The 14,999-nt window shown below is 45.8% G+C and carries 14 protein-coding genes and 1 pseudogene; 3 read left to right on the plus strand and 12 right to left on the minus strand.

Features of this window, described 5'->3' with window-relative positions:
• Positions 1 to 9 precede the first annotated feature (9 nt).
• The 5 genes from J5A52_05060 to J5A52_05080 are packed head-to-tail and all read right to left on the minus strand — an operon-like array spanning position 10 to position 4,505.
• Complete coding sequence (locus J5A52_05060) at positions 10 to 801, minus strand: glycosyltransferase (protein QUB37469.1); 792 nt, start codon at positions 799 to 801, stop codon at positions 10 to 12.
• Positions 798 to 2,015 carry a hypothetical protein gene (locus tag J5A52_05065; GenBank protein ID QUB37470.1) on the minus strand — a complete coding sequence of 406 codons (1,218 nt, stop codon included), beginning with the start codon at positions 2,013 to 2,015 and terminating at the stop codon, positions 798 to 800. The genes J5A52_05060 and J5A52_05065 overlap by 4 nt, the downstream gene beginning before the upstream one ends.
• Positions 2,012 to 3,112, minus strand: coding sequence for a glycosyltransferase family 4 protein (locus J5A52_05070; protein ID QUB37471.1), 1,101 nt, complete (start codon positions 3,110 to 3,112; stop codon positions 2,012 to 2,014). Before J5A52_05070 ends, J5A52_05065 begins: the two co-directional genes overlap by 4 nt.
• Before the next feature lie 4 nt (positions 3,113 to 3,116).
• A complete protein-coding gene (locus J5A52_05075) occupies positions 3,117 to 3,746 on the minus strand; it encodes a sugar transferase (GenBank protein QUB37472.1) in 630 nt (209 codons plus the stop codon).
• A 21-nt stretch (positions 3,747 to 3,767) separates the two neighbouring features.
• Positions 3,768 to 4,505, minus strand: coding sequence for a hypothetical protein (locus J5A52_05080; GenBank protein QUB37473.1), 738 nt, complete (start codon positions 4,503 to 4,505; stop codon positions 3,768 to 3,770).
• Between the two features lie 174 nt (positions 4,506 to 4,679).
• Between J5A52_05080 and J5A52_05085 the strand changes: the two genes are divergently transcribed.
• Positions 4,680 to 5,744 (plus strand): hypothetical protein, encoded by a 1,065-nt coding sequence (locus tag J5A52_05085; protein QUB37474.1) that lies wholly within the window; start codon positions 4,680 to 4,682, stop codon positions 5,742 to 5,744.
• Between the two features lie 348 nt (positions 5,745 to 6,092).
• Here the strand turns inward: J5A52_05085 and J5A52_05090 are convergent, their stop codons facing one another.
• Positions 6,093 to 6,830, minus strand: a complete 738-nt coding sequence (locus J5A52_05090) for a tRNA pseudouridine(55) synthase TruB (GenBank protein QUB37475.1) — start codon at positions 6,828 to 6,830, stop codon at positions 6,093 to 6,095.
• 426 nt (positions 6,831 to 7,256) lie between these two features.
• Here J5A52_05090 and J5A52_05095 point away from each other — a divergent pair, with 426 nt between their 5' ends.
• Positions 7,257 to 7,538 carry a hypothetical protein gene (locus J5A52_05095; protein QUB37476.1) on the plus strand — a complete coding sequence of 94 codons (282 nt, stop codon included), beginning with the start codon at positions 7,257 to 7,259 and terminating at the stop codon, positions 7,536 to 7,538.
• Positions 7,539 to 7,887: 349 nt separating this feature from the next.
• On the opposite strand, the pseudogene J5A52_05100 reads toward J5A52_05095, so the two are convergent.
• The 3 genes and pseudogenes from J5A52_05100 to J5A52_05110 all read right to left on the minus strand — a co-directional run bounded on the left by J5A52_05100 (position 7,888) and on the right by J5A52_05110 (position 11,891).
• Positions 7,888 to 8,552: pseudogene (locus tag J5A52_05100) on the minus strand (IS1595 family transposase).
• Positions 8,553 to 8,903: 351 nt separating this feature from the next.
• A complete protein-coding gene (locus J5A52_05105; GenBank protein QUB37477.1) occupies positions 8,904 to 9,770 on the minus strand; it encodes a serine protease in 867 nt (288 codons plus the stop codon).
• Positions 9,771 to 10,076: 306 nt separating this feature from the next.
• Entirely contained in the window at positions 10,077 to 11,891 is a 1,815-nt protein-coding gene (locus J5A52_05110; GenBank protein QUB37478.1) for a hypothetical protein, read from the minus strand.
• 165 nt (positions 11,892 to 12,056) lie between these two features.
• On the opposite strand from J5A52_05110, the gene J5A52_05115 reads away from it, so the two are divergent.
• The gene (locus J5A52_05115) at positions 12,057 to 12,446 is read left to right on the plus strand and encodes a 30S ribosomal protein S20 (GenBank protein ID QUB37479.1); all 390 of its coding nucleotides are present in this window, start codon (positions 12,057 to 12,059) and stop codon (positions 12,444 to 12,446) included.
• Positions 12,447 to 12,497: 51 nt separating this feature from the next.
• Here J5A52_05115 and J5A52_05120 read toward each other — a convergent pair whose 3' ends face one another.
• From J5A52_05120 to J5A52_05130, 3 genes are all read right to left on the minus strand, one after another.
• The gene (locus J5A52_05120) at positions 12,498 to 13,457 is read right to left on the minus strand and encodes a hypothetical protein (protein ID QUB37480.1); all 960 of its coding nucleotides are present in this window, start codon (positions 13,455 to 13,457) and stop codon (positions 12,498 to 12,500) included.
• Positions 13,458 to 13,541: 84 nt separating this feature from the next.
• A complete protein-coding gene (gene mutM, locus J5A52_05125) occupies positions 13,542 to 14,423 on the minus strand; it encodes a bifunctional DNA-formamidopyrimidine glycosylase/DNA-(apurinic or apyrimidinic site) lyase (GenBank protein QUB37481.1) in 882 nt (293 codons plus the stop codon).
• Positions 14,416 to 14,991, minus strand: a complete 576-nt coding sequence (locus J5A52_05130) for an HAD-IA family hydrolase (protein ID QUB37482.1) — start codon at positions 14,989 to 14,991, stop codon at positions 14,416 to 14,418. The genes mutM and J5A52_05130 overlap by 8 nt, the downstream gene beginning before the upstream one ends.
• Positions 14,992 to 14,999 lie beyond the last annotated feature (8 nt).

The following is a 14,999-nucleotide window of genomic DNA, read 5'->3' on the forward strand; positions in this document are numbered from 1 at the left end:
TTACACCTATCAATCGCCTTTCAATATGTATTTTCTGCGAATAGCATTGACTAATTGTGCTGGTAATACACCAGCAATGATACTTTTTACAACACGAAAATACTCTACTGGACCAGCACCAAGCTTGGGGTAATAATACATCCTCACTTTGATTTCGCCTTTGCGGTTTCTTAACTTACGCTTCGTATAGTCATCATCATTGACTCTATACCTTAAAAGTACATCATCCAATACATATATTTTTTGACCAGCTAGCACAAGCTCGCACCACAAAGCCAAATCTTCAGCTCGATTAAAGCTAGGGTAGCCCCCAACTTTTTTAATTACCTCTTTTTTCATAATGACACTAGGGTGGACAGGAACATCACCACGCATAATATTTCTTCCTGCCTTCTCTCCTTTACTTGATAAAATACCTTTCTCACCACGATCAGAAAACTCAACTGCCCTGCTACCTATCACTGCATATTCAGGGTTCGCAAGGACGGCTTTGTATAGTGTTTCAATTCTATTCGGCATAGCAATATCGTCAGTATCCATGCGAACCAGGTATTCACCATCCGCCTTCTCGATTGCAGTATTTAACGAAGCGACTAGCCCCGAATTTTGTTTGTTTCGTACAATTTTTATTCTTGGATCTGCATAAGACTCAACTATTTTCACTAAATCATTAGTGCCACAGTCATCTATTATAATAAACTCGAAATCTCTAAAAGTTTGGTTAAGGACACTTTCAATTGATTCACGTAAATACTGAGGTGCAGTATTGTACTCCGACATAATTACCGATACTTTTGTCATGAATTCTTCTCCAGCAAGCACTTATCTGACAAATCTGTAGCGGTAGCGCGAGATACGCCCCCTACTAACACAACAAACATCCAGAATAAAGACTGCCTTTGGTTGAGAAGTGTAAAACTCTCAACGATAAGAGCAATAAGAGCAACTTTAGCGTACACCGGAGCATCCTTTAGGCGACGATAGATCCATATGATAAGGATACCACATGGTATGAAGCCATATACAAAAAGAATCGCAGGTAGAGTTGCATGCACTTCAAGCGGCATAGCCGCCTTTACGAACCTGCTATATTCCCCTTGCCCAGCGCCAAATAGTATATACTGTGGATACAAATAAAGCTTATCATATCCCCGATCTTCCCAAAATGTAAGACCATTTGTCGTGCCTCCGCTGGACGCCTTATTTGATATGCGCTCAATGATCACTTGTTCTGACAGCACTTCACTAATTGATGACTCACCTCTTACGAGAGACCATGCTGGCATAATAATAAAAATAAAGCTAGTGATAGCAATAGAACATATATATGCAATTCGTTGAATAGTGCTGTACCGAGTCCGCCCGATTTGCAAAAAAGCGTAACACAATATAGCCACAACAAAAAAACCAATTCCCAATATCATTCCTGTTGAGCCACTAAGTGCAATTAAGAATAATGCTAAAACAAGAGCTAAAAGTGTGCGCGTAGACCGAGCATTTAGCCAATGGCGTATAACGTAAATATAAAGAAATGTTATAAATACGAAAAATCCAAACTGATTTGGATCATTCATAGTCCCCATGTATCGCGTTTCGTCGTACATCCTGCCTATACCCAAAAGAAAAATAATAGTTTGTACCACGAGATGTATCTCAAAAATACTTGATATTCTTGACAAAAAAGATTTGTCACGACTTAGATACGAAAAAAGAGTTACAGCAACAAGATTAAATATCAAGTATGATGAAGACAGTAAAAAACTAGCCTTACCTAACGTTACAAAATAACATACGTTGATAGCAATGGCTAAGAATGTAAATATCACAAAAAATCTATTGTCACGAATAACGCTCTTTGCCGATGAGTTGCTACGACGATTAAGGAATAATAACGATAGGGCTATAATAGCCGACAGAATAAGAAATATATCTGCAAATTGAAGACCACCAGAGCCGAATATATAGAAAGGCTTCAGCAGCAAAAATATTAAAAAAGATACTCTTGCGTATTTCATGCTATGTATAACTTCCTCATTTCTAATACAATATGCTCAATTTGATATTTTTTACTTCTATTCTTACTGCATCTTCCAAATTCATATATTCCATTCTGGGATATTTTCGTAATCTCAGTCGCCATCGCTTCTACATCATCAAAATCCACCAAGTAGCCATTTTTGCCCTCTTCAACAAGTTCAGTAGCACCTCGGCACTTCGTAGAAGTTATCGGCAAGCCTGCCGTCATCGCTTCCATAATATGCACCGGCAAGCCTTCGCGATAACTCGCCGATACTGATAAATCCGATACCATCAGTAACTGCGGTATATCAGTTCTATAACCTAGCAAATGGATATTATTTTGCAAATCCTTTTCTCTAATGAGCTTTGAGTGAAAACCGTTCATACTGTCTTGACCAGGCAGGAGTAGATGAATATGTGGATTTGTAGCGACAAGTTTTTCCATCGCCATTATGAGCATGGTTTGGTTTTTATTTTTATTAAGTTCAGCCGGATAGATCATTACAAAATCGTCTGGCTTAAGTCCGAGTGATCGGCGTAAGTCATTGCGTTGTTTTTTTGTAAGACGCGGCTTGAACCGATCAGGATCAACTCCCACTCCAGGCACATAGCGGACATCTGTCTTGAATGCACGTTTCGCCCGTTTATAATCCTCGTCGTTAATCGTGATGAGTGTGTCGGTATATCGCGCCATGAAACGCTCAGTCGGATAGTAGATTAGCCAATTCAGTAGCGGCGCACCCGTGAAAAAATGAAAGCCATGAGCTGTATAGATAACGCGCGTTCCTCGGCTACGGGCACGTCGTGCCGCCAAGCGGGTCACTACGCTCCCGACAGGGGTGTGCGTGTGAATAATATCGTAGTTTTCGCGGTCAATAATTTGCTTTAGCTGTTTGTATGCGCGAATATTACTAATAGTAAACGGGCTACGTGTAAACGGAACGACGAACGATTTGTCGGCGTCTAGAATCTTTTCTTCACCCATTGACGCATAATGCACTTCCCAGCCGCTCTCCCGCAGCATGCGCATAAATGGGCGGTTGAATTTTTGGAAGTTTGCGGTATGCGATGTGAAAAGAATCTTTTTACTCATATGCCTACTTCTCCACGCTTAGCTTCTGACTTTCTTTGTTTGCGTTATTCTCGTACCCCTCGGAATGACCCGCCAGCGAAACAACCGTCCATACTGTCATCAATATACACTTTACGTCAAATGCAAAACTAATATGCGCAGCATAAAATCCATCAAGCTTTGCCTTTTTGTCGGGTGTCAGTTCATCGCGACCGTTTATTTGCGCCCAACCAGTGATCCCTGGTTTTACTGTTGTTGCACCATGCTTTGTGCGTAAACTAAGGAGTCTCTTTTCCGTTAGAACGACTGGTCGCGGGCCAACAATGCTCATATCGCCTTTAATAACATTGAGTAGTTGTGGCAATTCGTCAATAGAGAGTTTGCGCAAAACCTTACCAGATCGTGTAATATATGCATCAGCATTCTTAAAATCATTAGTCGGCATATCACTTGGCGCAGTTTGTGCCATAGAGCGAAACTTATAGACGATGAATGGCACATTTCCTTGACCTACGCGCGGTTGACGAAACAATATTGAGCCTTTTGAGTCAAGTTTTATCCATATTGCTGCACCGATCATCAGCGGAGACAATATGACAAGTGCCGGTAGCGCAATGATAATGTCAAATACTCGTTTTCCAAAACGTACATACATAGCGTAAACTGTCCTTCCGTCCTACTCTTTTTCGTATGCTTCACCGGTATAAAAATGTGAAATCGTGGTACAATTAGCATCTTTTTTCGCCGTATCCGCTTCTAGCTCTACGTCCGTCTGACCTTTTGCCTGTGCTGGATCACTGCCATGCGAGTCGTCTGTCTTTGCCCCCTTTGGTTGTGAGTGGCGATAATCGTAGATAAAGAACAATCCGATGATCGCGAGCATAAATCCAGCAGCGGTAGCAAGTCCAATTTGAGTCACTGGGCGTACGTTTGACGGCGATTTTGGCGTACTGGCAGCGTCAACTGTATTGATTTTGATGCTGCTATTACCGTATAGCTCTTTAGCCTCATTACGGAATGATTCAATTGCGCCTTCAAGCAATAATTTACTCTGTTTCGCGTCAGGCGTTTTGATTGACACATTAATAACATCCGTACCTTTGACACCTTGCGCAGTCACACCTGAAGCAAGTGCATCATACCCTTTATCGTATCCTTGGTCAGTAATAACCGGCTCAAGCACGCGACGCGATTTAAATAGCTCAACGTAGTTATTGAGTGCCACTGATTCCTGATTCGCTGCCGTCCGATTCGTTCCTACTAGTAGCAGCGTCGCTTTGCTTTCGTATTGCGGCGTCTGAATGTAATACGTATATGCGATACCGACGATTCCGCCGATCATGACGAAAATCGCTATCGTTAGCCATTTTTTAATATAAAACCTCAACAGGTCGTACAAGTTTATCTCTTCCACGGTCACTTCCTCTTACGTTATTCTCTTTGACTATATCACAATATACACCCTTTGTAAATACCTACTTAATTATTATGCCAAATCGTCAAAGCTTATTGAAAATACCCCTCTATTAGTGCTACTATTAAAATTACTTACTTTATATAAAAGTTAAGTGGGGTATAAGGAAAAACGATGCGAAAGTTTCGATTGAATCAGCGTCGGGTGGCTATAATATGCGCTGTCATATTGGTGGGATTATCAACAGTAACAGTGTTGCGTCAAAAAGGCGTCTTGTTTGACACTAAGCAAAACGACAGCGCTAACACACATGTCGAGCCGGCAAAGAAGACCAATACTGCTGCGCCGCAACCAAAACAAAAGGTAGAGCCGGCTACCGACAAGACACAGAATTCGCCTGCACCGCAAGCGAAGCCGGAAGCGTCCGCTATGCCAGCAAACGAGAAAAAAACAAATGAACCGCAGCTAGAACAACCTAAGCAAACAACAGAGACAAAACAGCCAACTGCAGACACAACCGCACCAACAGCTGAACAGAAGCAAGCGGCGCAAGCAGACGGTAAAAAATCGGCAGAAAAAACGTCAGAAAAGACAGCCGATACGGGCGCAGCTAAAAAATCAAGTGACGCATTCACGTATACAGCAAGTGCGGGCAGTTCGTACACGTTATTTGCACGCAAGGCTATCTCGTCCGTTGTTGCCAATCAGCAACTTCAGGCTAGCACCACACAAACACTGCAGGCTGAGGTAGAGCTGACCAATAATGCTGGCTCGCCTCTATTAGACATCGGACAGGCTGTCACAATTTCTCGTGCAAACGTTATCGCAGCGCTGCAACATACTGGCGTAAAAGCGACCACGCAAAATGCTAGTACAGATTCAGCGGCACAATCGCGCGAGTCTGACAAGTCTAAAGAGAATACACCAGCAAAAACCACGCAACAAACACAAGCCACAGCAACGACCGCTGATTATAACGCGACCGCGAACCCTGGCGACTCGTACACATTTCACGCTCGTACCGCTATCGCAAAATATCTGCAGGCAAACAAACGAACGTTATCGCCCGAACAACGTGTCGCTGCCGAATCGTATGTGACTGTCGCAGCTGGTTCGCCCTCGCTTGAGATTGGACAAACCGTTGCCATTACCGCAAAAACGATCGCAGATGCTGTCGCTCAAGCGAGCTCGCTCTCTACGGACGAGCAAGCAGCATGGGCTCAGTGGGCAACCTCGTAAGAAGTCATCACTGCCATTAGCACCAACCCTATTCACGATATACCGTCGGCTAGATAGAGACAATCATCTAGCCGATTTATTTAGATTAGACAAAGGAGTAAACGCTTTGGCGAAGAGCGTACCGCCCTACTGGCTCTATATCTTTATCCCTATCCAGTACTACATTGCTACTTAGCAAGTTCTACAACGTCGTCGAACGTCCATCGCAATAAAGTAGCATGTATCTGACCAATCAACAGTACACTGTTTACCCGTCCGATAAATTCATAACATATTCACAACAAAACGATGTAATTGCCTTAACGCCGCTTAATGGCGACTTGATTTCTATAGTTCCTTTTCTTTTTTTCAATTCGTAATACCAAAGTCGCGCAATTGCTGCGCCGCTGCGACGTCGTAATCGGCGATTCTCGTCCGTCGTAGTTTCTGGCAATATGCACCCGTTCCTAGTGCTACACCGATATCAACCGCCAGACTGCGAATATACGTGCCGCTTGATACGTGCGCGCGAACTTTAAGCTCTGGGTAGTTGTATGACAGCAGCTCAAGTGCATAAATCTGTACAGTTCGTTCAGGGATCTCAACTTCCTTGCCATCGCGGGCGAGTTTATAAGCCCGCTGACCATTAATTTTTATTGCGCTAAAGATCGGCGGACGCTGCTTGATTTCGCCGGTAAATTGCGCGAGCACTGCTTGAACTCGCATAATAGACGGCGCAGCAAATCTTTCGATAGAACAGCCTGAACCCCGAGCAAACTCGTCCGTCCGGCGTACAGTTGATTTAGAGGGAATCTCATCTGCATCATACGCCGAAATCTCTCCTTCCGGATCGCCCGTTGTGCTTATTTGCCCAAGCCTTATTGTCGCTTCGTACACTTTATCAAGTTTTGTATAGCGCATAGCATCTTTGCACGCTTTACCTGTCACGATGATCATCAAACCTGTCGCAAACGGATCGAGCGTGCCTGTGTGCCCAACCTTTACCTTTTTACCCGCCTGTTCCGACAGCACCCGCCGCAAGCGCGCTACCACGCCGAAGCTTGTCATGCCAGCCGGTTTGTCTATCAAGATAATACCATCGTGCATGCTACTAGTATACTATAGTTGCTATATTGTAAAATATGATATTATAAGCCTGTTCCTTAACAACGCCTATCCGGAAGGGAAGATATCATGACTCCCATGGTCATTGCTATCGCTATCACCGTCATCACCGCCGCAATCATCATTGCCTTTTGGGTAACGATGTTCCGTACTTTTCGGCGGAGCTCGCACATCATGCTTTTTATTTGGTGCGCAATTCTGAGCGCAGCCCTGTACGGCTGCGCCAACCTTGTCTCTCTACGCCTGACTGCACCCACTGTGGCGCAGTCGCTGGCAGCGTCAGGCATTCAGCCCAGGCAGAGCTATGCTCTGTCTGTCGGAACCAATCGCGACGACAGCCACCAGCCCGTCTGGGCTATCCTTGACCCATCGTCCTACGATGGACGCACTGCGAGGATGCATCTCCATGTGCGTCAGGGAGATAGCATTCTTACCTGCACTATCCCAGTGCAGCGTCAGAGCATTGACCGCGACGCCGACATCAACCCACCTGCTTCATCGGTCACGTTCTTAATCTATAAGAACGCCCCGAGCGGAGTAAAAGCGCGGCACTTCGCTGGCGTGCTCTATGACCAGGCGACTGATTACGGCGGGTGCGTCGGACTCGTCCTAGCCATCACAGGACCGGACGTTCACCCGGTCATCGCGCTGAGCGCGCAGGATCGCTCTCGGCTTGAGCGCTCGTCCTGAGCTCATCGCTATCGTTAAGGAATCCCCGCCACAACCAGTGGCGGGGTCTTCTCTTTGAACACTTACGTTACTTTATTGCCCAGGAATCCGGAACTGTGCTGGATCGGCAGGCGCCGATGGCGCAACTGCCTGTACTGTTTGCCGTATAGATGTAGTGGTATGAGTCCATCATACACATACGATTTATCTTGATACCTAAGCTGGGTTCAGCCAGCTAACCTAGAGTAATCCTAACCCATAGATAGATAAGTTAATGGTTCAACCCCACCTTACCCTACCTACTTCCTCCCGTAGCAATTTAAGTAACTCATGATACACATCTTCATATCTCATGCTATGCCTTATACCTTTATACTTTATATCTAAATTCACATTCTTTGAGGTGAAGATTAAAATGGTCTTTTCTAAGTCCGCGTAGCTTTTAGCTAGGCGGACTTTAGCAATGCCCCAGAAATTCTCTATACCATTGATATGGTTTTTTAGGATTGTTTTTATTAACGAATTCATTATTACCATGATTTACACGGGTAGTGACGCTTATATCCCCAGTCAACTAACCCGTCATAACTACGCCAACCATCACTGTAGATAGTACTATTCTAGCTGTACTTTCATTTGTACAATCTGTTTTAGAGTCTCTTAGGCTAACATGAGGTATAGGTACTAAGTACTATTTGGGTATATACCTTACCATGACGCTTTAATAGACCAAAGACAATAATCTTAGTCTTTGTTACTAGCTCTACGGAGACTATGTATATCATGTGCGCTACGTACTCTACATGGTCCAAAATAACTTTCATCAATCTCAACTTCGCCAGAGAGTGGCGAGGTGGCCTCGCAGCGCTTGGCGATAACGGTTCGAATATGCGTCAGAATGCGATTGATTGTATTGCGGTTCACGCCGGTTAAAGAGGCTATTTGAGTAGCCGTGATATCTTCACAAAATAGCCTAACAGTCTGCCTGGTTTTAGCCTCTGAAATATGTGAACGTTTTAGATACCTATTCCTCATCTGTTATTTAGTATAGATGATGGGGTTAAAGTAGGCTTGAACCATTACATATACTACGCGCATTACCGTACATCACGTACTCGGTATGGTCTAAAGTAGCTTTCATCTATTGCTCTACTTCGCCAGACAATGGTGAAGTAGACTCGTAGTGTTTAGCTAAACTAGACATAGCGGAACAGTCCTTTCGTAGATGCTAGTTTATTAACCTATATTCTACTATTTTATGGGCTGTTTTGGTTTAGTTTAGCAGATCAATTTTGTTTCATGCAAACACTTCTCTGTTGTCGATCGCTGGGTCTTGACAGTTTTAATAGTCCTATAATGAAATTCTCTAACCATTCTAGCGAATCGCTAATCAATGCCCCCTGTACAAATTGAGATTTGTTCACTACTAACCTTTAGGTTACTAGTGTAATAATCTTGTTTTATACGATCTATAAATGATAGAATTTCAGCTGATTTGACATAATACCCTAGATTAACCATTATTGGCGTACTGGGCATAATATTATACCGTGTAGGTATTGTCTCAGTTATTAATGAACCATTAGCAGTATACTGTGGTCCTGCAAACAGATAACCGATAAGAAAAAATCTTGGCGAACCTATATGTACAGTTCCTCTCTTATCACTATATCCACTATTATTAAATATATAAATGGGTGAGCCTGATGAACCTGGGAAACACGCCATATCAACTAATCCTATTCCTTTTTGGTTGAAATCGTTCCGTGGATGGCAAGCTGTAAATCCCTTTCTAAATATAGGAAAATTGTTTACTTGATCCCATAGTCCAATTGGGTAGCCAACCATAACTAGCTCTTCTAAAGCGTCTAACTCTTCAAGCTCTTTCTGACTTGGAATTAATTCAGCATCATTTGTAATACAAAAAACTTCTTTATGGTATTCACTTTTAACTTTTTCGAAAATCGGATTTACATAACAAAAACATATATCTTTATCCTCATGAAAAATCCAATTAGCATCATATTGAATTTTAACATTTCCAGACAGATGACCGTTGTTATCTTTTGTATGAACAAGAAAAGTTACTTTCTCATGCTCGTTGTCATTGACTACATGTTTGTTGGTGATAATAACTGTAATGTTACAATTTCCTATTTTATAGTTGAAATAGGAACCCGTTCCACACCCCGATTCAGTTTTTAATCTAACTGTGCTGTACATCAACTGTTCCGGAATACTTTCAGGCTTCATGTTTAAAACTCCTTCTATTTACTTGTAGTACTTTGAGGTTCAAAAATCGTAAAAATATAAGATCAATAAAATCTAATTTGCATATTTCGTATAAAATTAGTAGGCAAAATATCTTGTGCAAACCTCTTGAACGGCATTAATATTGAAATTTTAGCGCACCTCTTCCCGATATGCCAAAGGGTATACATATCAATGCACTTAACTAAACCGCTCAACCAGCTACACAAATTATACAGGGAATGAATGGCGATAGGAATCCCCGCCACAACCAGTGGCGGGGTCTTCTCTTTGAACACTTACGTTACTTTATTGCCCAGGAATCCGGAACTGTGCTGGATCGGCAGGCGCCGATGGCGCAACTGCCGGCTGCGCTGTTTGCTGTGGAAGCGGCGGTAACGCAGTCTCAAGCGTGTCCGGCACGGCAGCACCAGACGTGCTGTCATTCGTCGACGGAAGCGGCGGTAATGTCGAAAAGTCCGGCATCGGCGGTAATGGCGGCGGTGGAGGCAATGTCCCGTCTGTTACCGACGCTGCGCTTAGTGCGCCTGAAAGTGCCGCATCAACAGCAGCGCGTGCACCATCCTGCGTAGATTGCGGTTCAGTCGCACTTGGCGCAATAGGCACAGGCGGCTGCACTGCTGCCGCGTGATCCGTTGGCGCTGTCATAGCGCCCTGCGCAAGTACATCAGGTACTGATGGTTCAGCGTCAGCGTGCGCTATTACGGCATTAAGCGGCGCCTGCGTATTTGGCGCATCGGACGCATACTTACTTTTGCCGTCGTGGCTCAAAATTACTTTGTTACGGTCATCTTCGGCTGCGCGGCGCGCATCTTCAGCGGCTTGCTCGGTTGTCGCATTGAGCGTGCCGCCAAGTGTCGGTTCAACAACCTCAGGTAATTGTGTTTTTGGTGCCTCAATTTTCTCTTGGATAACCGGTTGCGCCGCAGCCTCGTCAAGTGTTTCGTTCGCGCGTGCAATGTCGCGCTGTATATCTTCAACTGATGGCGCAGCGGACTTATTAGCAGGTGCAACTGCCGGCATCGCAGCTGCTAGCTGTTCAGCAAGCTTTTCTTCCGCTTCTATTGTATCTTTTTTATTTAATTCGGCGGATTGCTGCGTATGTTTAGCAAGAACTGCTTCGGCAGCGCTTAAAGCTGCTTGGCTATTTTTCTCATTGATCGCCCGCTTCACTTCGTCAACGTCGCCCGCCGGCTCATGCGAAATCGCAAGCGTTCCGACGCCGGATTCTTGCGCAGCTTTTTGCGGCGTCTTTGTTTTACTACCGGTTGCCATCTCCGAAACACGCACCGATTCGCCTTCTTGTGCGTCTTTGCTGCGCGGAGCAGTCTCATCAGCCTGAGCTTTTTTCTCGCCTTCTTCTAATTTAGTTGCAATCAGCTGCTGGTTTGCGCCCGCCCCCATCAGCGATGCGGCAATTCGCATTACTGCCGAACTGGTTCTACTGTTGCTAAATCGTTCCGTCGCTGCCACAATGCCCGTCAGAAACGCCGTCGCAATTTGTTCGTCAATCATTTTCTTGTTCTCGCCAACTAGCGCGTCAGCGAGCGCATATAGCAGCTCACTGTAGCCACTTGCTCGCGGATTACTCCATTCAATCCCGCCCAGGTGCGATGGCTCATCTAGTGAAACTGATGTTACGACGGCGTCGTGCAAAATCCGCCCGTGGCTCTCAAGCGCATGGTCTAAATCCGCTGTACTGCGTACGCCAATCGCCAACACCGCCTCAACGTTATAATCACCTTGGCTGAAATCCAGATCCTTTTCGTTAATCGTTGTACGGTACGGCGTAATAAAAATCTTAACCATATCGTCGACGACTTTATAACGCAAGTGGTCGGCTTTTTCTTTATCAAGAGCAATGATAAAGTCCCGCAAACTGTCAACAGTACCTTCAAACGTTTTTTCAGGCTGCAAGAACTCTAACGCCGGTGGCACATGGCCGCTGAATACTGCCGTTGCGTGTTTATCAAGTTTATTCAACAGCAGCGTGATACCGAGCGCTGCACTGAGCTCGTCGACCGTCGGATTTGTATTGACCGTCACGAGAATATTGCTGTTTTCTTCCAGCTTTTCGACGATCTGTGTGAGCGCATCTGCCATATGTTTCCTATTTTTGTTTTATTTTATACGATTATTCACGTGCCACTATACCATAAGTAGTTTGTAATAGTCAAGTGGTTGCCACCACTTTACAAACAGAGGTACTTGCGATATAATCTAACATTGATCGTAAATAGCAAGCAACAACAGAGGTAAAGGAGCCTTATGCCACTCATCAAATCAGCCATTAAACGCATGAAACAGACCGCTAAACGCCGCGAACGAAATCTCGCTATCAAGCGCGATGTTAAGCTGGCAACCAAAGCATTTCTCGCTAATCCAAGCGCTGAGAGTTTGAGTAAAGCACAGAGTGAGCTAGATACCGCTGTCAAAAAGGGTTTGTTGAAGAAAGGTACCGTAAGTCGCCGCAAAGCTGCACTCGTTAAGGTTGCGAAAGCTGCCGGCGTTAAGCCGACTGCAAAAAAGACGACAAAGGAAGCACCTGTTGCTAAACCAACCGCAAAGAAACCTGCAGCAAAAGCAAAAACGGCTACAAAGACAGCAGCCACCAAGCCAGCTGCAAAGAAGACGAAAAAAGCTGACGCGAAAAAATAACAACATAGTATTCAACCGCAGCATCAACGACAGCTCGCCCGGAGAGACTACTCACTTCTCTCCGGGCGAGTTTCGTGTGGAAACGCCAAGCACAAACCGGTCAATAATATCCCACGGCGCTATTGCCAGCGTCTTTGATTGATAGTCTAGTTCTGCTGCAAGCTGTGTTAGCTCACGCACGCTTGCCATAGTGAAATACGGCATGAGCGCCTGTAATTTCTTGACGACAAACGGATGAATCGCTAAGTCGCTCGCAATGCGCGTAGACGAAACGCCCTCTGTTGTCATTACTGCCGCAAATTGCGCCCATTGCACCCATAATAGCGCCATCACCTTGTACGGATCGTCAGCTGCGCGCAATTCACCAAGCGCTTTTTGCACCGCCCGTACATCACGCCGCGCTGCTAATTCCAATATGTCAAACACCGAGAATTCCCGCGCTGGCGGTAACACTGTTGCAATAACCTCATCCGTTACCGCATCAACGTTTGCAAGCGCTCTTACGGCGTGCGCCAACTGTAATTGGTCAACTTCCGCTATCCGCGACGTTTCATTCGGTACGAGCGCTCGTGAGACCATATTGGTTGCTTGCGCCCGTGAGATCTCCACGCCCTGCATACGCGCCACATCTCGCAGCCACGTTTCCGCCTCTGAGCGCGTACGTTCCGTTAATGGCTCGGCGGCGATGACTTCACCCGCGCGCGCAAGTGTTTTGTATGCCTTTGTGCGTTTATCGGGTTTTGTCTCAACTAGCACAAGCGTCGTATCAGCACTAACATCACGCGCCCAGTCTCCAAGCTTCGCCCATAACTCCTTATATTCAGATAGCTGCCTTAGTACAACGAGCCGCGTTTCGTGGAATAAACTCGTTCCACGCACAATATCCGCCAAACTGTTTAGATTAAGCAGATCTACATCAATCGTCTCCGCTCGCACACCAAGCCGCTTCGCAAGCGCCGCGATCTCTTGCCGCACGCGGTATTCATTTGTGCCCGTTATCAGATAAATCACTTGTTTATTATACCGCCGCTGTACCTCGTTCGTACAGCGTACTAGCTAAGCTGCTAAACGTATTGACCCTTCTTTACTGCTTATTCACTCCAACGGAAGCACTTGGCATGCTGGGCATATATGCGTACCGCGCCCTGCGACGCGAATTTTTTGGATAGTAAGGTCAGGATGGCGCCGGCAAGGTTGGTTCTCGCGACGAAAAACATGCGCGAATTGCAAATAGTTGCCCCTATTCCCTTCGGCATCAACATAATTTTTATCGGTACTGCCGCCCATTTCAATACCAAGTGTCAGAACGTTTTTAATGTGCGTAAGCAGTGCTGCAAGCTGTCTATCGCTCAGCACGTGCACGCGTGCTGCCGGATGAATACGCGTCAGCCACAGTGATTCGTCAGCGTAAATATTACCGACGCCAGCAATAACCGACTGGTCAAGAATTGCAGCTTTAACGGTTGTGTTATTGCGACGTCGAATGCGTGGAATAAATACCGCAGAGCTACAGGAATCATCAAGCGGCTCCGGACCAACGCGGCGCATAAACGGTATATCTGGCACCTCTGCCGTCGGGTATAGCTTCATCCAGCCGAATTTGCGCAAATCATTAAAGAACAACCGCGAGTTATCGGTAAAATCAATGCTAACGCGCGTATGACGATCGGGCAGCTCGTGAATCAAACTATCTGTCGGATGACCACCGCCCCAGCGTTCTGCGCCGACAAACACTAACTGCCCTGTCATTTTTAGATGGACGACAAGCGTATACCGTGTATCTAGGTCAATGAGCAAAACTTTTGCACGCCGCCGTACCGCTGTGATATGAGCCCCGTACAGGAAGTGCGCGACCGTTGTTGAATCGTTCGGGAAACTTTTCGACGAGTCATAATGACGCGCCCGCGCGATCGTCTTACCGACAATTAATCGATTGAGTCCCCGACGAATTGTCTCAACCTCGGGCAGTTCAGGCATGCGTTACCTCAAGCCATGCTTGAACTGCTGCCATCGTCTGAGTGTTTGATGTATGCAAGATTGATGCAAGCCCCGCCGCCTCGGCACCATCACAGTTCTCTGGCTTATCGTCAACCATTACACAATCGCCCGCCGGCATGCCTAGCCGCTCTACGGCAAGCGTGAATACCGCCGGATTCGGCTTTGTTAGACCTTCGGCAAACGATAAAATTTTTGCATCAAACATACCATCAAGCTCACCTGGCGCAAATAGCTCGTCCAGCGTACCGCTGCTAACGTTGCTCAAAAGTGCAAGCGGTACGCCGTCAGTATGCAGCTGCTTCACGTATGCGATAAGCGGCTCGTTACGCACGCGTGCCTGCTTAAACGTTGCGCTAACATCATCAACCGTCCAACCAAGCACTGCCGCAACACCTCGTGCATACTCCGCGTTCGAAATATATCCGTAGTCTGCCTGCGTATTAAGGTCGCGCAGTTCCTTCACGCGCTCCGGCTGGCATTTTGCCGCCAGTACCTCAAAACTGCTACCGCACAACACTCCGAAACAGTCGAAAATAACGCCGCGCATGCCCGCCT

It is taken from the genome of TM7 phylum sp. oral taxon 349 (assembly GCA_018127705.1).
Taxonomy (GTDB): domain Bacteria; phylum Patescibacteriota; class Saccharimonadia; order Saccharimonadales; family Saccharimonadaceae; genus Saccharimonas.